This is a genomic window from Halovulum marinum, assembly GCF_009697225.1.
Taxonomy (GTDB): Bacteria; Pseudomonadota; Alphaproteobacteria; order Rhodobacterales; family Rhodobacteraceae; genus Halovulum; species Halovulum marinum.
The window spans coordinates 339,249-361,112 of the sequence record NZ_WIND01000002.1 but is presented as its reverse complement, the minus strand read 5'-3'; the positions used below and the strand labels follow the sequence as shown (position 1 = coordinate 361,112).

27 protein-coding genes are annotated in these 21,864 nt (G+C 69.8%); 3 read left to right on the top strand and 24 right to left on the bottom strand.

Features of this window, described 5'->3' with window-relative positions; genetic code table 11:
* The 23 genes from GE300_RS04775 to tsaA all read right to left on the bottom strand — a co-directional run bounded on the left by GE300_RS04775 (window position 1) and on the right by tsaA (window position 18,384).
* Window positions 1-1,536: an NADH-quinone oxidoreductase subunit M gene (locus tag GE300_RS04775; RefSeq protein ID WP_154445399.1), complete on the bottom strand. Its 1,536-nt coding sequence runs from the start codon at window positions 1,534-1,536 to the stop codon at window positions 1-3.
* Window positions 1,536-3,707 (bottom strand): NADH-quinone oxidoreductase subunit L, encoded by a 2,172-nt coding sequence (gene nuoL / locus GE300_RS04770; RefSeq protein WP_154445398.1) that lies wholly within the window; start codon window positions 3,705-3,707, stop codon window positions 1,536-1,538. The genes GE300_RS04775 and nuoL overlap by 1 nt, the downstream gene beginning before the upstream one ends.
* 3 nt (window positions 3,708-3,710) lie before the next feature.
* The gene (gene nuoK, locus GE300_RS04765) at window positions 3,711-4,016 is read right to left on the bottom strand and encodes an NADH-quinone oxidoreductase subunit NuoK (RefSeq protein ID WP_154445397.1); all 306 of its coding nucleotides are present in this window, start codon (window positions 4,014-4,016) and stop codon (window positions 3,711-3,713) included.
* A 60-nt stretch (window positions 4,017-4,076) separates the two neighbouring features.
* Entirely contained in the window at window positions 4,077-4,514 is a 438-nt protein-coding gene (locus GE300_RS04760) for a hypothetical protein (protein ID WP_154445396.1), read from the bottom strand.
* Window positions 4,514-5,128 carry an NADH-quinone oxidoreductase subunit J gene (locus tag GE300_RS04755; RefSeq protein ID WP_154445395.1) on the bottom strand — a complete coding sequence of 205 codons (615 nt, stop codon included), beginning with the start codon at window positions 5,126-5,128 and terminating at the stop codon, window positions 4,514-4,516. Before GE300_RS04755 ends, GE300_RS04760 begins: the two co-directional genes overlap by 1 nt.
* Window positions 5,129-5,189: 61 nt before the next feature.
* Window positions 5,190-5,684 carry an NADH-quinone oxidoreductase subunit NuoI gene (gene nuoI / locus GE300_RS04750; protein ID WP_154445394.1) on the bottom strand — a complete coding sequence of 165 codons (495 nt, stop codon included), beginning with the start codon at window positions 5,682-5,684 and terminating at the stop codon, window positions 5,190-5,192.
* Between the two features lies 1 nt (window position 5,685).
* A complete protein-coding gene (locus GE300_RS04745; RefSeq protein WP_154445393.1) occupies window positions 5,686-6,111 on the bottom strand; it encodes a hypothetical protein in 426 nt (141 codons plus the stop codon).
* Window positions 6,108-7,187 carry an NADH-quinone oxidoreductase subunit NuoH gene (nuoH, locus tag GE300_RS04740; protein WP_154445392.1) on the bottom strand — a complete coding sequence of 360 codons (1,080 nt, stop codon included), beginning with the start codon at window positions 7,185-7,187 and terminating at the stop codon, window positions 6,108-6,110. Before nuoH ends, GE300_RS04745 begins: the two co-directional genes overlap by 4 nt.
* A 3-nt stretch (window positions 7,188-7,190) precedes the next feature.
* Complete coding sequence (gene nuoG / locus GE300_RS04735) at window positions 7,191-9,209, bottom strand: NADH-quinone oxidoreductase subunit NuoG (protein ID WP_154445390.1); 2,019 nt, start codon at window positions 9,207-9,209, stop codon at window positions 7,191-7,193.
* Between the two features lie 136 nt (window positions 9,210-9,345).
* Window positions 9,346-9,789 carry a hypothetical protein gene (locus tag GE300_RS04730; RefSeq protein ID WP_154445388.1) on the bottom strand — a complete coding sequence of 148 codons (444 nt, stop codon included), beginning with the start codon at window positions 9,787-9,789 and terminating at the stop codon, window positions 9,346-9,348.
* Window positions 9,786-10,280, bottom strand: coding sequence for a DUF3291 domain-containing protein (locus GE300_RS04725; protein ID WP_154445386.1), 495 nt, complete (start codon window positions 10,278-10,280; stop codon window positions 9,786-9,788). The genes GE300_RS04730 and GE300_RS04725 overlap by 4 nt, the downstream gene beginning before the upstream one ends.
* An 8-nt stretch (window positions 10,281-10,288) precedes the next feature.
* Entirely contained in the window at window positions 10,289-10,705 is a 417-nt protein-coding gene (locus GE300_RS04720; protein WP_154445384.1) for an MAPEG family protein, read from the bottom strand.
* Between the two features lie 39 nt (window positions 10,706-10,744).
* Complete coding sequence (gene nuoF, locus GE300_RS04715; protein ID WP_154445382.1) at window positions 10,745-12,040, bottom strand: NADH-quinone oxidoreductase subunit NuoF; 1,296 nt, start codon at window positions 12,038-12,040, stop codon at window positions 10,745-10,747.
* Window positions 12,041-12,043: 3 nt separating this feature from the next.
* Window positions 12,044-12,268 carry a DUF5337 domain-containing protein gene (locus tag GE300_RS04710; RefSeq protein ID WP_325063102.1) on the bottom strand — a complete coding sequence of 75 codons (225 nt, stop codon included), beginning with the start codon at window positions 12,266-12,268 and terminating at the stop codon, window positions 12,044-12,046.
* Window positions 12,269-12,365: 97 nt separating this feature from the next.
* A complete protein-coding gene (locus GE300_RS04705; RefSeq protein WP_154445380.1) occupies window positions 12,366-13,109 on the bottom strand; it encodes an endonuclease in 744 nt (247 codons plus the stop codon).
* Window positions 13,110-13,155: 46 nt separating this feature from the next.
* On the bottom strand, window positions 13,156-14,220 hold the full coding sequence (gene nuoE, locus GE300_RS04700; protein WP_154445378.1) for an NADH-quinone oxidoreductase subunit NuoE: 1,065 nt from the start codon (window positions 14,218-14,220) through the stop codon (window positions 13,156-13,158).
* Between the two features lie 6 nt (window positions 14,221-14,226).
* Window positions 14,227-14,676: a hypothetical protein gene (locus GE300_RS04695; RefSeq protein ID WP_154445376.1), complete on the bottom strand. Its 450-nt coding sequence runs from the start codon at window positions 14,674-14,676 to the stop codon at window positions 14,227-14,229.
* A 14-nt stretch (window positions 14,677-14,690) separates the two neighbouring features.
* On the bottom strand, window positions 14,691-15,902 hold the full coding sequence (locus tag GE300_RS04690; protein ID WP_154445374.1) for an NADH-quinone oxidoreductase subunit D: 1,212 nt from the start codon (window positions 15,900-15,902) through the stop codon (window positions 14,691-14,693).
* Window positions 15,903-15,904: 2 nt separating this feature from the next.
* Window positions 15,905-16,090 (bottom strand): hypothetical protein, encoded by a 186-nt coding sequence (locus GE300_RS04685; RefSeq protein WP_154445372.1) that lies wholly within the window; start codon window positions 16,088-16,090, stop codon window positions 15,905-15,907.
* Window positions 16,091-16,242: 152 nt separating this feature from the next.
* Window positions 16,243-16,854, bottom strand: a complete 612-nt coding sequence (locus GE300_RS04680; protein ID WP_154445370.1) for an NADH-quinone oxidoreductase subunit C — start codon at window positions 16,852-16,854, stop codon at window positions 16,243-16,245.
* Between the two features lie 17 nt (window positions 16,855-16,871).
* Complete coding sequence (locus GE300_RS04675; RefSeq protein WP_154445368.1) at window positions 16,872-17,405, bottom strand: NuoB/complex I 20 kDa subunit family protein; 534 nt, start codon at window positions 17,403-17,405, stop codon at window positions 16,872-16,874.
* Complete coding sequence (locus GE300_RS04670) at window positions 17,396-17,761, bottom strand: NADH-quinone oxidoreductase subunit A (RefSeq protein ID WP_154445366.1); 366 nt, start codon at window positions 17,759-17,761, stop codon at window positions 17,396-17,398. Before GE300_RS04670 ends, GE300_RS04675 begins: the two co-directional genes overlap by 10 nt.
* 131 nt (window positions 17,762-17,892) lie before the next feature.
* Window positions 17,893-18,384, bottom strand: a complete 492-nt coding sequence (gene tsaA / locus GE300_RS04665) for a tRNA (N6-threonylcarbamoyladenosine(37)-N6)-methyltransferase TrmO (RefSeq protein WP_154445364.1) — start codon at window positions 18,382-18,384, stop codon at window positions 17,893-17,895.
* Between the two features lie 96 nt (window positions 18,385-18,480).
* On the opposite strand from tsaA, the gene GE300_RS04660 reads away from it, so the two are divergent.
* The 3 genes from GE300_RS04660 to GE300_RS04650 are packed head-to-tail and all read left to right on the top strand — an operon-like array spanning window position 18,481 to window position 20,850.
* Window positions 18,481-19,188: an ABC transporter permease gene (locus tag GE300_RS04660; RefSeq protein WP_154445362.1), complete on the top strand. Its 708-nt coding sequence runs from the start codon at window positions 18,481-18,483 to the stop codon at window positions 19,186-19,188.
* Between the two features lie 7 nt (window positions 19,189-19,195).
* Window positions 19,196-19,969: an ATP-binding cassette domain-containing protein gene (locus GE300_RS04655; protein WP_154445360.1), complete on the top strand. Its 774-nt coding sequence runs from the start codon at window positions 19,196-19,198 to the stop codon at window positions 19,967-19,969.
* A gap of 35 nt (window positions 19,970-20,004) precedes the next feature.
* The gene (locus tag GE300_RS04650; protein WP_154445358.1) at window positions 20,005-20,850 is read left to right on the top strand and encodes a substrate-binding domain-containing protein; all 846 of its coding nucleotides are present in this window, start codon (window positions 20,005-20,007) and stop codon (window positions 20,848-20,850) included.
* Between the two features lie 16 nt (window positions 20,851-20,866).
* On the opposite strand, the gene GE300_RS04645 is transcribed toward GE300_RS04650, so the two are convergent.
* Window positions 20,867-21,748 carry a helix-turn-helix transcriptional regulator gene (locus GE300_RS04645; RefSeq protein ID WP_325063101.1) on the bottom strand — a complete coding sequence of 294 codons (882 nt, stop codon included), beginning with the start codon at window positions 21,746-21,748 and terminating at the stop codon, window positions 20,867-20,869.
* Between the last annotated feature and the right edge of the window lie 116 nt (window positions 21,749-21,864).

Sequence of the window (21,864 nt, the reverse complement as noted above, 5' to 3'; positions counted from 1 at the left end):
TCAGTTCTCGGCCAGCTGCGTCTGCGCCTCGGCCAGCGCAAGCTCGTAGTTGTTCAGAAGCGCCGCGACCGACGGCCCGATCTGGTCCAGCGCCAGGCTGGGATAGATCCCCAGCAGCAGCGTCATCGCCACCAGCGGCGCGAACAGCAGCCGCTCGCGCCGGTCCATGTCCCGGATCGAGCGCAGGCTTTCCTTGATCAGGTCGCCGAACGCCACGCGGCGGTACAGCCACAGCGCGTAGGCCGCCGACAGGATCACCCCGGTGGTGGCGAAGAACGCGACCCAGGTGTTGGCCTGGAACGCGCCGGCCAGGGTCAGGAACTCGCCGACGAAGCCCGAGGTGCCGGGCAGCCCGACGTTGGCCATGGTGAACAGCATGAAGATCAGCGCGAACGCCGGCATCCGGATCACCAGCCCGCCGTAGGCGTCGATCTCGCGCGTGTGCATGCGGTCGTAGATCACCCCGACCGCAAGGAACAGCGCGCCCGAGATGAAGCCGTGGCTGATCATCTGGAAGATCGCCCCGTCCACGCCCTGCCGGTTCGCCGCGAAGATGCCCATGGTCACGAAGCCCATGTGCGCCACCGAGGAATAGGCGATCAGCTTCTTCATGTCCTCCTGCATCATCGCCACCAGCGAGGTGTAGATGATCGCGATCACCGACAGCGCGAACACGAAGTTCGCCATCAGGTCGCTCGCCACCGGGAACATCGGCAGGCTGAAGCGCAGGAAGCCGTAGCCGCCCATCTTCAGCAGGATCGCCGCCAGGATCACCGAGCCGGCGGTCGGCGCCTGCACGTGCGCGTCCGGCAGCCAGGTGTGCACCGGCCACATCGGCATCTTCACCGCGAAGCTGGCGAAGAAGGCGATCCACAGCAGCGTCTGCAGCCCGCCGATGATCTGGAAGCCGAACAGGTCCAGCGCCTGCGAGCTGAAGTCGTGGTTCAGCAGCCGCACGATGTCGGTGGTGCCGGCGTCGACGTACATCGCCAGCATCGCCACCAGCATCAGCAGCGATCCGAGCAGCGTGTACAGGAAGAACTTGAACGCGGCGTAGATCCGTTCCTTGCCGCCCCAGATGCCGATGATCAGGAACATCGGGATCAGCCCGGCCTCGAAGAAGAAGTAGAACAGGATCAGGTCCAGCGCCACGAACACGCCGATCATCAGCGTCTCGAGCACCAGGAAGGCGATCATGTATTCCTTCACCCGGTGCTCGACCGACCAGCAGGCGCCGATGGTGATCGGCATCAGGAAGGTGGTCAGCATCACGAACAGCACCGAGATGCCGTCGACGCCCAGCTTGTAGGTCAGCCCGCCGATCCATTCCGATTCCTCGACGAACTGGAAGCCGGCGTCGTTCGGATCGAAGCCCGAGATCACCGCCAGCGACAGCAGGAAGGTCGCCAGCGTGGTGAACAGCGCCAGCCGCTTGGCGTTCAGCCGCGCCGCCTCGTCCTCGCCGCGCAGGAACAGCATCAGTACCACCGCACCGATCAGCGGCAGGAAGGTGACCAGGGAAAGCAGGTTGTCCATCAGCTAAACGCCCTCAGCAGGATCCAGGTCAGAAGGGCCGCAAGCCCGATGAACATCGCGAAGGCGTAGTGGAACACATAGCCCGACTGCACCCGCGCCGCGACGCGGGTGAAGAACGGCACCACCCCCATCGCCAGCCCGTTGATGCCGCCGTCGATCGTCGCGCCGTCGCCCTGCTTCCACAGGAAGCGGCCGATGGCGCGCGCCGGACGCACGAACAGCACGTCGTAGAGCTCGTCGAAATACCACTTGTTCAGCAGGAAGCGGTACAGGCCCGGGTTCGCCGCGGCCAGCCGGCCGGGCAGCTCGGGCCGCGCGATGTAGAACAGATAGGCCGTGCCCAGACCCAGCAGCATGGCCACGAACGGCGCCAGTTTCACCCACTCCGGCACGCCGTGATAGGCGTGCAGCACGAACTCGCGCTCATCGAGGCGCGACAGGTCGGCGGCCGCCGCGCCGTCGCCGGCGGCGTGCGCGTCCGCGGCGGGCGCGTCGGCCTGGTCACGGGCCACGGCCGGCGCCTCGGGTTCGGCGGCAGAATCGGCCGCAGAATCGGCCGCAGGGTCGGCCCCGGTGTCGGCGGCAGGGGCCGCGGCGTGATCGCTGGCCTCGGCGCCGGTGTAGTTGTAGACCGAGGGGCCGAAGAACTTCTCGGCCGAGCTGCCGACGAACGGCTTGTAGTAGACCGTGCCCAGCAGCACCGCGCCGACCGCCAGCACCACCAGCGGCACGGTCATCACCCGCGGGCTCTCGTGCGCATGCTCGTGCGCGTGCATGTCGCCGCGCGGCTCGCCGTAGAAGGTCATGAAGATCAGCCGCCAGGAGTAGAAGCTGGTGAACAGCGCCGCGATCAACAGCAGCCCGAAGGCATAGACCGAGTTGCCGGCGTAGACGCCCTCGATGATCGCGTCCTTCGACACGAACCCGGCCAGCCCGATCGGCACGCCCACCAGGTCGTAGCTGAACGGGATGCCGACGCCGGTGATCGCCAGCGTGCCGATGATCATCGTCCAGAACGTCAGCGGCACCTTGTCCTTCAGCCCGCCGTAGTTGCGCATGTCCTGCTCGTGGTGCATCGCGGTGATCACCGAGCCGGCGCCGAGGAACAGCAGCGCCTTGAACGCGGCGTGGGTGAACAGGTGGAACATCGCCGCCTGATAGAAGCCGACGCCGGCGGCGGCGAACATGTAGCCCAGCTGCGAGCAGGTCGAATAGGCGATCACCCGCTTGATGTCGTTCTGCACCAGACCCACGGTCGCGGCGAAGAACGCGGTCGAGGCGCCGATCACCGTCACCATGGTCAGCGCGCCGGGCGCGTATTCGAACAGCGGCGACATGCGGACGACCAGGAACACCCCGGCGGTGACCATGGTGGCGGCGTGGATCAGCGCCGACACCGGGGTCGGGCCCTCCATCGCGTCCGGCAGCCAGGTGTGCAGGAACAGCTGCGCCGACTTGCCCATAGCGCCGATGAACAGCAGCACCGCGATCAGCTCGGCCGCGTTCACCTGCATCCACAGGAAGCTCAGGCTGGTCGCGGCCAGGTCCGGCGCGGCGCCGAAGATGACGTCGAACTGGATCGAGTCGGTCAGGTAGAACAACGCGAAGATGCCCAGCGCGAAGCCGAAGTCGCCGACCCGGTTGACGATGAACGCCTTCATCGCCGCGTTGTTGGCCGAGGGCTTGCGGTAGTAGAAGCCGATCAGCAGGTACGAGGCGACGCCCACGCCCTCCCAGCCGAAGAACATCTGCACCAGGTTGTCGGCGGTCACCAGCATCAGCATGGCGAAGGTGAAGAACGACAGGTAGGCGAAGAACCGGGGACAATAGCTTTCGCCCTTCTTCCAGTTCTCGTCATGCGCCATGTAGCCGACGGAATAGAGGTGCACCAGCGCCGAGACGGTGGTGATCACCACCAGCATCACCGCGGTCAGCGTGTCCAGCCGGACCGCCCAGTAGGCCGACATGCTGCCGCTCTCGATCCAGCGGAACAGCTCGACCGTGGCGACCTGGTCGCCGTCGTGGCCGAGGAACACCACCCAGGACAGCAGCGCCGACAGGAACAGCAGCGCGGTGGCGGTCATCGTCGCCGCCTTCTCGCCGATGAACCGGTGGCCGAAGCCGCAGATCAGGGCGCCGACCAGCGGCGCGAAAAGGATGATCGTCGCCATGCCTCAGCCCTTCATCACGTTGATGTCTTCGACCGCGATGGTGCCGCGGTTGCGGAAGAAGCAGACCAGGATCGCCAGCCCGATGGCGGCCTCGGCCGCGGCCACGGTCAGCACGAACAGCGCGAACACCTGCCCCGCCAGATCGCCAAGGAAGGACGAGAAGGCGACGAAGTTGATGTTCACCGCCAGCAGCATCAGCTCCAGCGACATCAGGATCACGATCACGTTCTTGCGGTTCAGGAAGATCCCGAAGATGCCGGTGACGAACAGGATCGCGGCGACGGTCAGGTAATGGGACAGGCCGATCATGCTCGGGTCTCCGATCTGTCGCGAAGGGGGGCGCTGCCGGTTCGGGTCATGGTCTTCTCCTCAGAGCGCGCAGGCGTAATGGGCAAGTCTGTGTTCGATCGAGCCGGGAACGAGCGCCCGGCGCCGGGTCTGGTCGAGCGAGGTCACCGACAGGCTGATCCGGTCCGGCCGCGCCGCCTCGCCCAGCCAGCGCCAGGTGCCGGCGGCGCAGTCGTAGGCGCGGCTGAGATAGGTCGCCGCGCCGCCCATCCGGCGCACGAACACCGCGCCGACCCAGGGCCGCCCGGCCTCCTTCTGCGCCGAGTACAGCTGGTAGACCGCCTGCCCGTCCGCCGCCACCGGCGCGTCCGAGCCGCCGAAGGTGGTGATCTCCGGATAGGTCTTCACCGGCAGCTGCACCGGCGGCGGCGCCGGCGGCGTCTGCGCCGCGGCCGGCCCGGCCGCCGGGGCGGCCGCGGCCAGCACGGCGATGACGGCGATCACGGCCCCGGCGCGCATCAGATGCCCTGCCCCGGCTTGACGTCCTTCAGCTCGACCGAGGCCGCCGGATCGCGGTACATCTGCGCCAGGATGTCCTGCCGCTTGACGTTGGTGCGGTGGCGCAGGGTCAGCACGATGGCCCCGACCATGGCCACGAACAGCACCAGGCCCGCAGCCTGGAACAGGAAGATGTAGCGGGTGTAGATCAGCTGCCCCAGCGCGACGGTGTTCTGCACCTGCTCGGGCGCCGGGGTCACCGCGGCGCGCTGCGCGGCGGCCTGCTCGGTCACCTCCCAGGCGCCGAAGGCGAAGCCCAGCTGCAGCAGGATCACCAGCCCCAGCAGGAAGCCGATCGGCGCGTAGCGCGAGAACTCGCCGCGCAGCTCGGCGAAGTCGACGTCCAGCATCATCACCACGAACAGGAACAGCACCGCGACCGCGCCGACGTAGACGATCACCAGCAGCAGCGCCACGAACTCGGCGCCCAGCAGGATGAACAGCCCCGCCGACGAGATGAACGCCAGGATCAGCCACAGCACCGAGTGCACCGGGTTGCGCGACAGCACCACCAGCCCGCCCGAGACGACGGCGGTGATCGCGAAAAGATAGAAGGCGAAGGCGGCAAAGCCCATGGATCTGTCCCTCGTTCAGTTGGCGCCGGGCGGGGGGCCGGCGCTGGTCGTGGCCCGCTCGTTACCGGTAAGGCGCGTCCATCTCAAGGTTGCGGGCGATCTCTGCCTCCCACCGGTCGCCGTTGGCCAGCAGCTTGTCCTTGTCGTAGTAGAGTTCCTCGCGGGTTTCGGTCGAGAACTCGAAGTTCGGCCCCTCGACGATCGCGTCCACCGGGCACGCCTCCTGGCAGAAGCCGCAGTAGATGCACTTGGTCATGTCGATGTCGTAGCGCGTGGTCCGGCGCGAGCCGTCCGCGCGCGGTTCGGCGTCGATGGTGATCGCCTGCGCCGGGCAGATCGCCTCGCACAGCTTGCAGGCGATGCAGCGTTCCTCGCCGTTGGGATAGCGGCGCAGCGCGTGCTCGCCGCGGAACCGGGGCGAAAGCGGGCCCTTCTCGTGCGGGTAGTTCAGCGTCGCCTTGGGCGCGAAGAAGTACTTCAGCCCCAGCTTGAAGCCGCCGAGGAAGTCGGCCAGCAGGAAGTAGCGCGTGGCGCGTGTCCAGTCGATCGCGGTCATTTCAGCACCCGACCTCCATTTGAATGATGTTGTCCATCACGCCGTCGTAGACGGCGAAACGCTCGGCGACGGCCTGCGGCACCCCGGCCGGCAGGTCGACCCAGAGCGACCAGATCTCGACCGCCGCGGCGCGCTCCTCCTCGGCGGTGCAGCCCTCGCCCTCGGCGGCGAAGTACAGCGCCGAGGCGCCGTAGTGCAGCGCGGTCAGGATCGCGAAGCTTTCCATGCCGTAGGGGCGGAACATCTGCACGTCGGCGGGGCCCAGCAGGCCAAGCTCCGCCGCCAGCGCGTCGGCGTCGCAGGCGCCGGCGTCCAGCGGCACGCCGCTGCAGGCGCCGATCACCGCCAGGTCCTGCGCCGCGGCGACGGACGCCGCCACCGGCGCCGCCGCCAGCGTGGCCAGCAGATATGCCGCGCCGCGGATCACTCGGCCACGACCACGGCCGGGGTCCAGCGCGCCCACAGGCCGCCGAGGTTGCCGTCCTCGCCGTCGACCATCGCCAGCCCGGCGACGATCACCACCCAGCCCAGCGACATCGGCAGGAACACCTTCCAGCCCAGGCGCATCAGCTGGTCGTAGCGGTAGCGCGGCACAATCGCCTTCACCATGGCGAACAGGAAGAAGAAGAACGCCATCTTGATGACCATCCAGTGCAGCCCGTCGCCCAGGATCCACCATTCGGACACGCCGGGAATCGGCGTCAGCCAGCCGCCGAAGAACAGGATGGTGATCAGCGCGCACATCAGCACCACGGCCATCAGCTCGCCGATCATGAACAGCAGGAACGGCGTCGAGGAATACTCGACCTGGTAGCCGGCGACCAGCTCGGCCTCGGCCTCGGGCAGGTCGAACGGCGGGCGGTTGGTCTCGGCCAGCGCGCTGACGAAGAACAGCACCACCATCGGCAGGTGCGGCAGCCAGTACCACGACATCAGCCCCCAGTCGCCGCGCTGCGCGGTGACGATGTCGCTGAGGTTCAGCGACGCGGTCGAGATCAGCACGCCGACGATGATGAAGCCGATCGACACCTCGTACGAGATCATCTGCGCGGCCGAGCGCAGCGAGCCCAGGAACGGGTATTTCGAGTTCGACGCCCAGCCGCCCATGATCACGCCGTACACTTCCAGCGAGGACACCGCGAAGATGTAGAGGATGCCGACGTTCAGGTTGGCGATCACCCAGCCGTCGTTGAACGGGATCACCGCCCAGCTGATCACCGCCAGCACGAAGGCGATCATCGGCGCCAGGAAGAACACCGGCTTGTCCGCGCCCGCCGGCACCACGACTTCCTTGACGATGTACTTCAGGAAGTCGGCGAAGCTTTGCAGCAGGCCGAACGGGCCGACCACGTTCGGGCCCTTGCGCATCTGCACCGCGGCCCAGACCTTGCGGTCGGCGTACATCAGGAACGCCAGCGCCAGCAGCACGCTGACGACGACCAGCAGGCTCTGGCCGAGGATCAGCAGGAACGTTCCGAATGGGGTCGCGAGGAATTCCGCCATGTCTTACTCCGCCGCCAGCGGCTGCCTGCGCTCGGCAGCCAGTCGGGAAAGCTCCGCCATCACCGTCGAGGCGCGGGCGATCGGGTTGCTCTGGAAATGCGCGCCCACCGCGGCGGGGAAGTCGCCCTGCCCCAGCTCGCCCGGCGCCAGCTGGTCGCCGGCGTTCTGCGGCACCTCGTCCAGCTCGGCCAGGTGCGGATGCGCCTCGAAGATCTGCGCGCGCAGCTCCTCGATCGAGTTGAACGGCAGCGTCGCGCCCAGCTCGGCCGACAGCGCGCGGATGATCGCCCAGTTCTCCTTCGCGGCGCCCGGCGGGAAGCCGGCGCGGAACGCCTGCTGCGGGCGGCCTTCGGTGTTGACGAATATCCCCGGCTCCTCGGTCCAGGCGGCGCCGGGCAGGATCACGTCGGCGCGGTGCGCGCCGCGGTCGCCGTGGCTGCCCTGGTAGATCACGAAGGCGCCGTCGGGCATGTCCATCTCGTCGACGCCCAGGTTGTAGATCACCTCGGCGCCGTCCAGCGCCGCGTCGATGCCGCCCTCGGTGGTGAAGCCGATATCCATGCCGCCGACGCGGGCAGCGGCGGTGTGCAGCACCAGCAGGCCGCTGCCGGTGTCGGCGCAGATCTTCTGCGCGGCGGCCAGCACCGCGGCGCCATCGTCGCCCCGAAGCGCGCCCTGGCCGACGATCACGATGCTCGGGGTGTCGCGGATCTCGTCGTTGCCGCCCATGTCGACGACGCGTCGCAGCGCCGCGCGGTCTGTGCCGATGTGGTCGTAGTCGTAGGTCAGGTCCACCGCTTCGCCGACCATGCCGACCTCGGCGCCCCTCAGCCACGCCTTGCGGATGCGCGCGTTCAGCACCGGGGCCTCGTTGCGGGGGTTGGCGCCGATCAGCAGGATGCGCCGCGCGGCGTCGATGTCCTCGATCCGCGCGGTGCCGGCATAGGCGGCGCGGTTGCCCTCGGGCAGGCGCGCGCCGTCGGTGCGGCACTCGAGCCTGCCGCCGGCGCCGCCGACCAGCGCCTTGAGCGCGTAGATCGCCTCGACCGAGGCCAGATCGCCGGCGACCGCGGCGACGGCCTTGCCGTTCACGGCATCGCCGATCGCGGCGAACGCCTCGCCCCAGGTCGCCTGCGCCAGCTTGCCGCCCTTGCGGACATAGGGCCGGTCCAGCCGCTGCCGGCGCAGCCCGTCCCAGACGAAGCGCGAGCGGTCGGCCAGCCATTCCTCGTTGGTGCCGTCGTGGTTGCGCGGCAGGATGCGCATCACCTCGCGACCCTTGGTGTCGACGCGGATCGAGCTGCCCAGCGCGTCCATCACGTCGATGCTTTCGGTCTTTCTCAGCTCCCAGGGCCGCGCGGTGAAGGCGTAGGGCTTCGAGGTCAGCGCGCCGACCGGGCACAGGTCGATGACGTTGCCCTGCAGCTCCGAAGTCAGCATCGCGCCCAGATACGAGGTGATCTCGCTGTCCTCGCCGCGGCCGGTCTGGCCCAGCTCGGGGATGCCGGCGACCTCGGTGATGAAGCGCACGCAGCGGGTGCAGCTGATGCAGCGGGTCATCTTGGTGGCGACCAGCGGCCCCAGGTCCGGGTCGATCGAGGACCGCTTCGGCTCGCGGTAGCGCGAGAAGTCCATGCCGTAGGCCATCGCCTGGTCCTGCAGGTCGCACTCGCCGCCCTGGTCGCAGATCGGGCAGTCCAGCGGATGGTTGATGAGCAGGAACTCCATCACCCCCTCGCGCGCCTTCCTGACCATCGGCGAGGTGGTGCGCACCTCGGGCGGGGCGCCGTCCTTGCCGGGGCGCAGGTCCTTGACCTGCATCGCGCAGCTGGCGGCGGGCTTGGGCGGTCCGCCCACGACCTCGACCAGGCACATGCGGCAGTTGCCGGCGATCGACAGCCGCTCGTGATAGCAGAAGCGCGGGATCTCGACCCCGGCCTGCTCGCACGCCTGCAGCAGGGTCAGCCGCGGATCGGCCTCGACCTCATGGCCGTCGATGATGATGGTGCGCAAATCGCTCATGTGGTCCTCGGATCGTGGGCGCGGCCGGCGGGGGCGGAATCCGCCGGCGCGTCTTGCGCCGCAACATCGCGAAAGAGCGCCCGGACCGCAAGGCCCGGAAGCGGCTTATTCGACGCGGCGTCAGGGGCGGCCCGGCTCATCGGCGGCCCCCCGTGAAAAGCAGCTCGCCCGCCGGCGTGCCGGCGGCGATCTGCGCCCGGCCCAGCGCGCAGAGCTGGTCGCGGTCGGCGATGTCGTAGCCGGCGTCGGCGCCCAGGCGGGCGACCGTCCCGGCCACCAGCGCGCGGACGCGGGCCTCCTCGGCGGCGCGGCCCGGGCGCCCGGCCCATGCCAGGTACGCGGTCCCGGAGGAGAACGCCTGCGCCAGCGCCACGCCGAGGCGGGCGTCGGCCAGCTCGGAATTCAGGCCGATGCCGCGGCAGCCGCGCGCCACCCGCGCGGCCAGGTCGGCATGCACCGCCCAGTCGAACACCGCGCGCGGATAGCCCGGCGGCAGCGTCGCCGCCGCCTGCGCCGACACCCCGCCGGCGGCCAGCGCCGACAGCGCCGCGGCGACCGCGATCCGCGCCGCCCGGCTCATTCGGCGGCCACCGGCGCGCAGCGCCCTTGCCGCCACCGCGTCGCCCGGTCCCGCAGATGCGCCCAGCCGAAGGCGTGGTCGCTGTCGCCGTGGACGCGCAGATGCGCCAGCCGCGCCAGCGCCTCGTCCAGCGTCGGGCGGTGGCCCTTCGGCACCCACCACATCGCGAAATGCATCTCGCCCAGCACTTCGAACCACGCGGCGCGACGCTCGTAGAACTGCCGGTGCACGGTGTTCCAGACGAATTCCTCCAGCGCCCGGGGGGTTTCCCAGACGGTCAGGTTGGCGACGAAACGCGGGTCGTCGCCGATGTTGTTGTCGGTGTTGCCGGTGCCGGGCGCGCCCGAGCCCTCCATCATCCAGACGAACCCCGGCATCCGCTTGCCCAGCCCGTTGACCCGGTCGAGGTTGTCCATGAACTCGGCGACGCGGGGATCGCCGGGCGCCGCCACCAGGCGGCCGACGTTCAGCTGGGCGAGGTGATGCTCCATCCCCGGCCTCAGACCGCCGCGACCGCGGCGATCAGCGCCAGCAGCAGCATCATCGCCCAGCCGGCCACGAAGAAGATCGTGCGCAACCCGTTGTTCGCCTTGCCGATGCCCTGGACGTGCACGAAGATCATCGCGATCCGGCTGACCAGCGCCAGCGAGGCGAGCAGGTTGACCCAGAACGGGTTTGCCCCCGCCAGCACCGCCGCGGCGACGACGGCGGCGAACACGCCGGTCATCTCGACCGTGTTCTGATACGAGCGGGTGATGCGGAAGGCCCGGCTGGCGTAGTCCGGTTCGGGCATCTGCCCCGGCACCAGCCCGGCCCGGCCGCGCGCGATCCCGGCCCAGGGATTCAGCGCCAGCGCCAGGACCGCGAACAGCGCCAGCGAGACGATGGCGTGCGCGTAGCCGGTGATCGCGTCCATGTCTGCCTCTCCTCGCTGTCGCTGTGCCGGGCGCCGGCCCTACTCGGCCGCCACCGCGCTGACGCGGCCGGTCTTCTGCGCCTTGATGCGGTCCTCGATTTCGTCGCGGAAATGCCGGATCAGGCCCTGGATCGGCCAGGCGGCGGCGTCGCCGAGCGCGCAGATGGTGTGGCCCTCGACCTGCTTGGTGACGTCGAGCAGCATCTCGATCTCCTCGACCTCGGCCTCGCCGCGCACCAGGCGGTCCATCACCCGCATCATCCAGCCGGTGCCCTCGCGGCACGGCGTGCACTGGCCGCAGCTCTCGTGCTTGTAGAACTTCGACAGCCGCCAGATCGCCTTGATGATGTCGGTGGACTGGTCCATCACGATGATCGCGGCGGTGCCCAGACCCGACTTCTGCTCGCGCAGCCAGTCGAAGTCCATGATCGCCTCCTTCATCGCCGAAGCGGGCAGGCACGGCACCGACGAGCCGCCGGGGATCACCGCCTTGAGGTTGTCCCAGCCGCCGCGGATGCCGCCGCAGTGCCGGTCGATCAGCTCCTCGAAGGAAATCGACATCGCCTCCTCGACGACGCAGGGGCGGTTCACGTGGCCCGAGATCGCGAACACCTTGGTTCCGGCGTTGTTCGGCCGGCCGAACGACGAGAACCAGTCCGCGCCGCGGCGCAGGATCGTCGGCACGACGGCGATCGACTCGACGTTGTTCACCGTGGTCGGGCAGCCGTAGAGGCCGACGCCCGCCGGGAACGGCGGCTTCAGCCGCGGCATGCCCTTGCGGCCTTCCAGGCTTTCCAGCAGCGCGGTCTCCTCGCCGCAGATGTAGGCGCCGGCGCCGTGGTGCAGGTAGATGTCGAAATCCCAGCCCGAGCCGGCGGCGTTCCGGCCCACCAGGCCGGCGTCGTAGCACTCGTCGATCGCCGCCTGCAGCGCCTCGCGCTCGCGGATGTACTCGCCGCGCAGGTAGATGTAGCAGGCGTGCGCGCCCATCGCGAAGCTGGCGATCAGGCAGCCCTCGATCAGCGTGTGCGGATCGTGGCGCATGATCTCGCGGTCCTTGCAGGTGCCGGGCTCGGACTCGTCGGCGTTGACCACCAGGTAGTGCGGCCGGCCGTCCGATTCCTTGGGCATGAACGACCACTTCAGCCCGGTCGGAAAGCCCGCGCCGCCGCGCCCGCGCAGGCCAGAGTTCTTCATCTCGTCGACGATCGCGTCCCGGCCGCGCTGGATCAGCGCGTCGGTGCCGTCCCAGTGGCCCCGCGCCCGCGCGCCCTGCAGCGACCGGTCGTGCATCCCGTAGAGGTTGGTGAAGATGCGGTCCTTGTCCTCAAGCATGCCTCAAACTCCGTTGTCCTGGCGGCGCCGCCAGACCCTGTAGAGCACCGCGAGCGCCCAGACCAGAGCCGCGATGCACATCAGATCCAGAAGGAACGCGAAACGCACAGGCAGCCCCAGCGCCCCGCCAAGCGCCGACCCCGCCATCCACAGCGCGAACGCCGCCACGATCACGATCGTGGCGAGCCGCACCTGGGCGTTGCCGGTCTTGTCCGAGGGTCCTGGCACCTGTCGCCGGCCTTCCGTTTCCGTTGCTCGTCCTGTCGTTCGTCGTCGTGTCGTCCGTCGTCGTGCCCCGGTCGCGGCGGCGCGCGCCCGGCGCCGCTCAGCCGCCCGCGGTCAGTTGCCGCGCCTGCCCGACCCAGTCGTCGCGGGTGACCCGGCCCCTGAAGCCCTCGAGGTTCTCGTCGACCCAGGCGACCTCGGCGCCGGTCCAGCCGGCGATCTGGTCGAAATGGTAATAGCCCAGGTCGTTGAGGGTCTGCTCCAGCTTCGGGCCGACGCCCTTGATCCGCTTCAGATCGTCCTTGCCGCCGGCACGCGGCGCCTCCAGCCCCTGCGGCCGGCCGGCGACGTCCGGCGCGGCCGCAACGGGCGCCGCGCCGTCGTCGGCGTCACCCCCGGCGGCCGCTTCATAGCGCCACGCGCCCTTGCGGCCGGCCAGATCGGCCTCGCCCGGCAGCGGCGTGCTGGCCTGCACCGGCGGCCCGGTCCGGGCCGCGGGCGGCGACTGCGGCGCGGTCCCCGCCGGCGCAGCGGGCGCCGCGTTCGAGGCGGCCGGATCCGGTGCGGCCGGGGCCGGCTGCGCGGCGGCCGGATGCGGCGCCGGAGGCACCGCGGCGGCGCCCGCGCCGGGCCCCCGCGCACCGGTCCTCGGCAGATCGAATCCCAGGTTGACGTGCAGGATCCAGCCCAGCACCCCGAACAGCAGCAGCCCCAGCACAAGCGCCAGCAGCGCATGCACCGAGACGATCAGCGCCAGCGCGAACACCACCGCGGCGACGGCGGCGCCGATCCACAATGTGCGTTCGTCGTCCACCAGATCCGGCTTCGGCTTCTTCTCGGTCATGCGCTCGTCTCCCTGCCGGCGTGCCGTCATGCGGCCGCGGCGCAGCTCAGCCCTCCTTGCGGGATGCCAGGTCGCGGGCCTGCTCGACCCAGTTATCACGGGTCACACGGCCCTTGAAACCTTCCAGATTGGTGTCGATCCAGGCAATCTCGGCATCTGTCCACGCGGCGATCTGGTCGAAATGGTAGAATCCCAGCTGGTGCAGCAGCGCCTCGAGCTTGGGGCCGACGCCGGTGATCTGCTTCAGATCGTCGGGCTGGCCGCCGCGCGGGCCCTCGATGCCGACCGGGCGGCCCTCCTCGGACTTGTCGACCTCGGGGTGGCCGATCTTCTGCGCGTCCGACGGCGGCTGCGCGTCCGGCGCGCTGTCCTGCGCCTCGCCGGGGCCGCCCGCCTCTGGGTGGGTGCGCGCCGGCGGCGCGACGCCGGCGGGCTGCTCGTCGCCCCGGATCCGCGCCACGGTGTCGCCCCAGTACAGCGCCCGGGTGACCGAGGCGTTGGCGTCGTGATCGCCGGCGAACTCCTGCAGCGAGGTCAGCCCGCCCAGCGGCTCCGAGGCGAAGCGGCCGTTCTGCGGCCCGGGCGCGGGCACCTCGCCGCGGCCCAGCGCGTCGATGATCTCGCCCAGCCGTTCGGCGGTCAGATCCTCGTAGTAGTCCTTGCCGATCTGCGCCATCGGCGCGTTGGCGCAGGCGCCCAGGCACTCGACCTCTTCCCAGCTGAACCTGCCGTCGGCGGACAGCTGGTGCGGGTCCGGCGCGATCTTCTCGCGGCAGACGGCGATCAGGTCCTCGGCCCCGCAGATCATGCAGGACGTGGTGCCGCAGACCTGTATGTTCGCAACGGACCCAACCGGTTGCAGCTGGAACATGAAGTAGAAGCTGGCGACCTCGAGGGCGCGGATATAGGCCATGTCCAGCATTTCGGCCACGGCCTCGATCGCCGGGCGGGTCAGCCAGCCCTCCTGCTCCTGGGCGCGCCACAGCAGCGGGATGATGGCGCTGGCCTGCCGGCCCTCGGGGTACTTGGCGATCTGCGACTTGGCCCAGTCCAAGTTGGCCTCGGTGAAGGCGAAGCTGTCGGGCTGTTCGGGATGGAGACGGCGGAGCATTGTAACCTACTCTGATTGGAAGTCCGAACGACAAAGAAGCGGCAAATCTTTCTGAATTGTATTAGATAGCAGCGAAAACTCCTGCATCTTCGCCATTGTTCTGTCTGAACCAGGCTCACGATAGCTTAGCCTGTTTAATTCATCCGCGCCCCTGAGTAACTCTAAGATTTTGCTATCTGGTACGAAGAGGAAATTATACACACTAGGGCCCGAAACCACCTTCAGCTTGCGCTCAACGGCCAGAAGATCATTAGTCTTTTCTACAAGTAATTTCCCCGCAGATTGACCATATCTGCCAGGTTCCTCCACAATAGAATTCAGAGCGAAATCAAGTAGACGAACATGCTCAGCGGTATCCGCGCAGAAATACGCAACGTCCTCATTTCCCACGACACCACGATTGCCCTCCGCGTTCGCGGTAGGAGAGAACATTGCCAACGCAATGCCAAGCGCCACTGACCAAGTACACTTCACCGGTCGACCTCGCCGAAGACGATGTCGAGCGAGCCCAGCACCGCCGAGACGTCGGCCAGCTGGTGGCCGCGCAGCATGTGGTCCATCGCCGCGAGGTGCAGGAAGCCGGGCGCGCGCAGCTTGGTCTTGTACGGCTTGTTGGTGCCGTCCGAGACCAGGTAGACGCCGAACTCGCCCTTGGGCGCCTCGACCGCGGCATAGATCTCGCCCTCGGGCACATGAAAGCCTTCGGTGTACAGCTTGAAGTGATGGATCAGCGCCTCCATCGAGGTCTTCATGTCGGTCCGCGTCGGCGGGCTGATCTTGCCCCGGTGCATCACCGGCTGGCCGTCGGTTTCTGCAATCTTGTCAAGGCACTGCAGGATGATCTTCGTCGACTCGCGCATCTCTTCCATGCGGCACAGGTAGCGGTCGTAGCAGTCGCCGTTCTTGCCCACGGGGATCTTGAAGTCGAACTCGTCGTACAGCTCGTAGGGCTGCGCCCGGCGCAGGTCCCAGGCCATCCCCGAGCCGCGCACCATCACCCCGGACATGCCCCAGTCCATCACGTCCTGGCGGGTGACCACGCCGATGTCGACGTTGCGCTGCTTGAAGATCCGGTTCTCGGTCAGCAGGCCCTCGATGTCGTCGACCCTGGCGGGGAACTCCTCGGCCCAGGTGCGGATGTCGTCCAGCAGCTCGGGCGGCAGATCGCGGTGCACGCCCCCGGGCCGGATGTAGGCCGCGTGCAGCCGCGCGCCGCAGGCCCGCTCGTAGAACACCATCAGCTTCTCGCGTTCCTCGAAGCCCCACAGCGGCGGCGTCAGCGCGCCGACGTCCATCGCCTGCGTGGTCACGTTCAGCAGGTGGTTCAGGACCCGGCCGATCTCCATGAACAGCACCCGGATCAGGCTGCCGCGGCGCGGCACCGGGGTACCGGTCAGCCGCTCGATCGCCAGGCACCAGGCATGTTCCTGGTTCATCGGCGCGACATAGTCCAGCCGGTCAAAATACGGCAGGTTCTGCAGGTAGGTGCGGCTTTCCATCAGCTTCTCGGTGCCGCGGTGCAGCAGGCCGATGTGCGGATCGCAGCGCTCGACAATCTCGCCGTCAAGCTCCAGCACCAGACGCAGAACGCCGTGCGCCGCAGGGTGTTGCGGGCCGAAGTTGATGTTGAAGTTGCGGATCTGCTGCTCGGTGGTCAGCGCGTCGTCACGAGAGCCGTCCATGCTCAGAACCTTTCGGAAACGTTGTCGCCGGGCCAGCTGCGGAAGGCGATGATCCACAGCACCACGATCCCCGCGAACGGCACCAGCGCCAGCAGCGCCAGCAGCGGGTTCATCCCCGCGCGCGGCAACAGCCGGTACAGCGGCACGCCCAGCAGCACCGCGCTCACTAGCCAGGAAAGGATGCCCATGGCATGACCTCCGTGTTTGGGTCCGGGGCGAAGTATGGCTTCGGGGCGAAGTTCGGGTCCGGGGCGTAGGCCCGGTCCGGGTTCGGCCGCGGCGCGCGCGCCGCCCCGGCGGGCACGGCGCAGACGCGGCAGGGGGTGGCGACTCGGGTCATTCAGCGCGCCTCGCCCTCGGACTTCTCGTCGCCGGGCAGGATGTAGTCGGCGCCCTCCCACGGGCTCATGAAGTCGAACTGGCGGTATTCCTGCACCAGCTGCACCGGCTCGTAGACGACGCGCTTCTCGAGCTCGTCGTAGCGCACCTCGACATAGCCGGTGGTCGGGAAGTCCTTGCGCAGCGGGTGGCCGCGGAAGCCGTAGTCGGTCAGGATCCGGCGCAGGTCGGGATGGCCCGAGAACATGATCCCGTACATGTCGAACACTTCGCGCTCGAACCAGTTGGCCGCGGGGTGGATGTCGGTGATCGAGGGCACGATCTCGTCCTCGCGCACCGCGACCTTGACGCGGATGCGCTGGTTCTGGGTCATCGACAGGAAGTGGTAGACCACCTCGAAGCGCCGCTCGCGCTGCGGATAGTCGACCGCGGTGATGTCGATCAGCGTGGTGAACTGGCACGACGAGTCGGTCTTGAGGAACTTCACGAACGCCGGGATCGTCGCGGTGCCGACGGTGGCGACCAGCTCGCCGCGCACGACGCGGGCGTCGATGATCGCCTCCTCCTGGCGCTGGGCGATCAGCCCGCCCAGCTCTGCAAGCGCCTCTTCCATGCGGTGCCCCCTTGTTTTTAGCGGGTGATGGTGCCGGTGCGGCGGATCTTCCGCTGCAGCTGCAGGATGCCGTAGAGCAGCGCCTCGGCGGTCGGCGGGCACCCGGGCACGTAGATGTCCACCGGCACGATCCGGTCGCAGCCGCGCACCACCGAATAGCTGTAGTGGTAGTAGCCGCCGCCGTTGGCGCACGAGCCCATCGAGATCACATAGCGCGGCTCGGGCATCTGGTCGTAGACCTTGCGCAGCGCCGGCGCCATCTTGTTGGTCAGCGTGCCGGCGACGATCATCAGGTCGGACTGGCGCGGGCTGGCGCGCGGCGCGGTGCCGAAGCGTTCCAGGTCGTAGCGCGGCATCGAGGTGTGCATCATCTCGACGGCGCAGCAGGCCAGCCCGAAGGTCATCCAGTGCAGGCTGCCGGTGCGCGCCCAGTTGATCGCCGCCTCGGCCGAGGTCAGCAGGAAACCCTTGTCCTGCAACTCGGTCGACAGCGCGCGGGTCGCGGCCTCCTTGTCGGGGCCGGCGGTGGCGACGTTGGTGCTCACTCCCATTCCAGGGCTCCCTTCTTCCATTCGTAGGCGAAGCCGACGGTCAGCACGCCCAGGAACGCCACCATCGACCAGAAGCCGAACAGCCCCTGGTACTGGAAGCTGGCGGCCCAGGGGAACAGGAACGCCACCTCGAGGTCGAAGATGATGAACAGGATCGACACCAGGTAGAACCGCACGTCGAACTTCATCCGCGCGTCGTCGAAGGCGTTGAAGCCGCATTCGTAGGCGCTGACCTTCTCGGCGTCGGGATGGCGGACCGCGATCACGACCGCGGCCAGGATCAGGATCAGGCCCAGCGCGATCGCCAGGCCGAGAAACACCAGAATCGGCAGGTATTCTCGCAGCAGTTCTTCCAAATCGGACACTCCCATGCGCGGGCGGGTCGGCTTCCGCGGTGCACTCCCGGAATTGCCTAGCCCCACGCCCCCCGAAGGTCAACCGGAGCCGGGGCGCGGCACGCGGTCGGGGGCCGGGTTTTTCGCGCCGCTCAGCCCGCAACGCCCGGTTTCGGCGGCGCCTCGGGGGTGAAGCCGGCGCGCGCCGGCTTGAGGTCCAGCAGCGGCGTGCCGTCGAGGCAGTCGAGCCCGCGCACCCGCAGCACAGCGCCCTCGACGGCCAGCAGCGCCACCTCGGCGGTGCCGATCGGGTTCGGCCGCACCGGCGAGCGCAGCGCGAAGGCGCCGAACAGCCGGCCGTCGCCTCGCGGGTGCTGCAGCACCAGATCGCGCCGCGCCCAGTCCAGCCAGTACAGCACCTCGATGCGGGCGTGCGCCCCGAGCCCGGCCAGCGCCCGGTCCCAGGGCGCGAACAGCTCGATCCGGCATTCGGGCCCGTCCGCCCGGCCCTGGCGCGGACAGTCGGCGCGCGCCGTCCACGGCGTGCGGATTCGGCCGATGAAGCGCAGCGCCGCGTCGCCGGGCGGCGGCGCGGTCACCGCGACCTCCTGCGGGCGGATGCCGTCGTCTGGCGGCCGGGACATGGCGACACCTCCGGCGAGGGACTCCGAAGCCGCTCCGGGCTTGGATTCCGCTGCGTTCTTGTGCATTATTTCCGAAATGCCGGAAGGAATGCAAGCATGGACGGCTTCGCGGAGGTTCTCGGGCAGGCGCTGGCGCTGATCCTCTCGGGCGATCCGGACCTGGTCGAGATCATCGGCCTGTCGCTGCGGGTGACGCTGTCGGCGGTGGCGCTGGGCTGCGTGCTCGGGCTGCCGCTGGGTGCGGTCGCGGGCGCGTTCCGCTTTCCCGGCCGCGCCGCGGTGGTGGTGCTGATGAACGCGCTGATGGGGCTGCCGCCGGTGGTCGTCGGGCTGCTGGTCTACCTCAGCCTGTCCGCGTCCGGGCCGCTGGGGGTGCTGGGGCTGCTGTACACCCCGGCGGCGATGATCGTGGCGCAGACCGTGCTGGTCACGCCGATCATCGCCGCGCTGACCCGGCAGGTGGTCGAGGACCTGCACGGCGAATACGCCGAGCAGTTCGCCTCGCTGGGCGTCGGCCCGGCGCACCGGGTCGCGGCGCTGCTGTGGGACGCGCGCTATTCGCTGCTGACGGTGGTGCTGGCCGGCTTCGGCCGGGCGGTGGCCGAGGTCGGCGCGGTGATCATCGTCGGCGGCAACATCAACCACGTCACCCGGGTGATGACCACGACGATCGCGCTGGAGACCTCGAAGGGTAACCTGGAACTGGCGCTGGCCCTGGGCGTGGTGCTGCTGGCGCTGGCGCTGACGGTGAACGCGGCGGTGATGGCGCTGCGCGCCTCGGCGGTGAGGGCGGCCTATGCGTGAGGTCCGGATGCACGCAGACGAGCCGTTCTGCGGCGCGCCCCTGCTCCGCCGGGGCCTGACGCCGGTGCCGCTGGCCGAGGCGCGCGACCTGACGCTGCGCGCCGACGGGCAGGCGCTGCTCGACGGCGTGAGCTGCAGCTTCGCCGCCGGCCGGCGCACCGTGGTCATGGGCGCGAACGGCAGCGGCAAGAGCCTGCTGCTGCGGCTGATGCACGGGCTGATCCGCCCGACCTCGGGCACGGTGCTGTGGCGTGGCGCGCCGCTGGACCGCCGGGCGCGGGCGCGGCAGGCGCTGGTGTTCCAGACGCCGGTGATGCTGCGCCGCTCGGTGCTGGCGAACCTGCGCTTCGCGCTGGCGGTGCGGGGCGTGCCCCGGTGCGCGCGCCGCGCCCGCGCCGAGGCGGCGCTGGAGCAGGCCCGGCTGACGGCGCTGGCGCACCGCCCGGCGCGGGTGCTGTCGGGCGGCGAGCAGCAGCGGCTGGCGATCGCGCGGGCGCTGGCGTGCCGGCCCGAGCTGCTGCTGCTGGACGAGCCCACCGCCAGCCTGGACCCGGCCTCGACCGCGCTGATCGAGCAGGCGGTCGACGCCGCCCACGCCGACGGCGTCACCGTCGCGCTGGTCACCCACGACGCCGGCCAGGCGCGCCGGCTGGCCGACGACATCGTGTTCCTGCACGCCGGCCGCGTCGCCGAGCACGGCCCGGCGGCGCAGGTCCTGAGCCGTCCCCGCTCCGAGGCCGCGCGCGCCTGGCTCGAGGGGCGGCTGCACCTCGGCCCCTGAGCGGGCCGCACGCTTTCATATCCGGGAGATCCTCGATGTTCAGACGTCCGTTCCTTGCCCTCGCCGCGCTGGCCGCCGCCGCGCTGGCCACGCCCGGCGCCGCCCAGGACGCCCCCTTCATCGTGGTGCAGTCCACCACCTCGACGCAGAACTCGGGGCTGTTCGACCACATCCTGCCGCTGTTCACCGCCAAGACCGGGATCGAGGTGCGGGTGGTCGCGGTCGGCACCGGCCAGGCGATCCGCAACGCCGAGAACGGCGACGGCGACGTGCTGTTCGTGCACGCCCGGCCGGCCGAGGAGGCGTTCGTCGCCGCCGGCCACGGCGTCGCGCGCCACGACGTGATGTACAATGATTTCGTCATCGTCGGCCCGCCCGCCGACCCGGCCGGCGTCGCCGGCATGACCGACGCCGTCGCCGCGCTGGCGCAGATCGCCGCGGCCGGGGCGCCGTTCGTCTCGCGCGGCGACGACAGCGGCACCAACAAGGCCGAGCTGCGGCTGTGGCAGCAGGCCGGGATCGACGTCGCCGCCGCCTCGGGCGGCTGGTACCGCGAGACCGGCTCGGGCATGGGCGCGACGCTGAACGCGGGCACCGGCATGGGCGCCTACGTGATGACCGACCGCGCCACCTGGATCAGCTTCGGCAACAAGGGCGACTACCGGATCGCGGTCGAGGGCGATCCGCAGATGTTCAACCAGTACGGCATCATCGCGGTGAACCCGGAGGCGCATCCGAACGTCAGGGCCGAGGCCGCCCGCGTCTTCGTCGACTGGGTGATCTCGGCCGAGGGCCAGGCCGCGATCGCCGGCTACCGGATCGACGGCCGGCAGCTGTTCTTCCCCAACGCCGCGAAACCGGACGACGCCAGCACCGGCTGAGCCGCGGCCGGCGGCCTCAGGGCGACAGCCAGCGAACCGCGCCCAGCGGCGCCAGGTCGTAGCCGCCCATCGCCGCCGCCTTGTCGCGGAACGCGCCCGAGCGCGCGAACGCCAGCAGCGCCTGCACCGGCGGGGTGAAATAGGCGCGGCGGTCGACCAGCAGGTCGAACCGCTCCTCGACCAGCGGCACGAACCCCAGGCGGTAGGGCAGCGCCGCCGCGCGCAGGCCCAGCGCGGCGTCGGCCTCGCCCGCGGCGACGGCCTGCGCGGCATCGGTTTCGGTGCGCGCCGGGCGGGCCAGGCACTCGGCGCCCTCCAGCCCGGCGTCGCCGGCCAGCCGGTCGAACAGCGCCCGCGCGCCGGCGCCGGGCTGGCGCAGGATCACCCGGCGGCCCTTCAGGTCGGCGATCCCGGCGACCTGCCCGTCCAGCCCCGGCGCCAGGATCAGCCCCTGGCTGCGCCGCGCCCAGCCCAGCAGCACGCAGCCGCCTGGCGCGCGCGCGGCGACCGTGGCGACGTTCCAGCCGCCGTCCTCGGGGATGTGCAGCCCGGTCAGCGCCGCCTCGGCGGCGGCGAAGCGGTCGAGCCCGCCGCCGCTGCCCTCGAACAGCGTCGCCAGCCCACAGCCGGATTCGCGCACCGCCCAGTCCAGCAGCGGATCGTGCGAGCCGGCCAGCACCGCCGGCCGCTCGGCCGCGGCGCCGCCGCCGCCGATCCAGGCGCGGATCTGGTCCGCCGGGAACAGCAGCTTGCCGATCAGCCGCACGTGCGGGATCTCGCCCGCCGCCGCCAGATCGTACACCTTGCGCTCCTTCACCCGCAGCAGCTCGGCGACCTCGCGGGTGGTCAGGTACCGGTGTTCTTCCGGGGATGCTGTCGGGTCTGCGGTCGCGGGCACGGCTGGGCTCCGGGTTTGCGCCCATGGATACCATGCCCGCCGGCGAAGGCCAGCGCCGCGATCCCGGAACCAGCCGCCCGCCTTCCGGCCCGTGGCACGGCTGCGGTCTGCCGGGG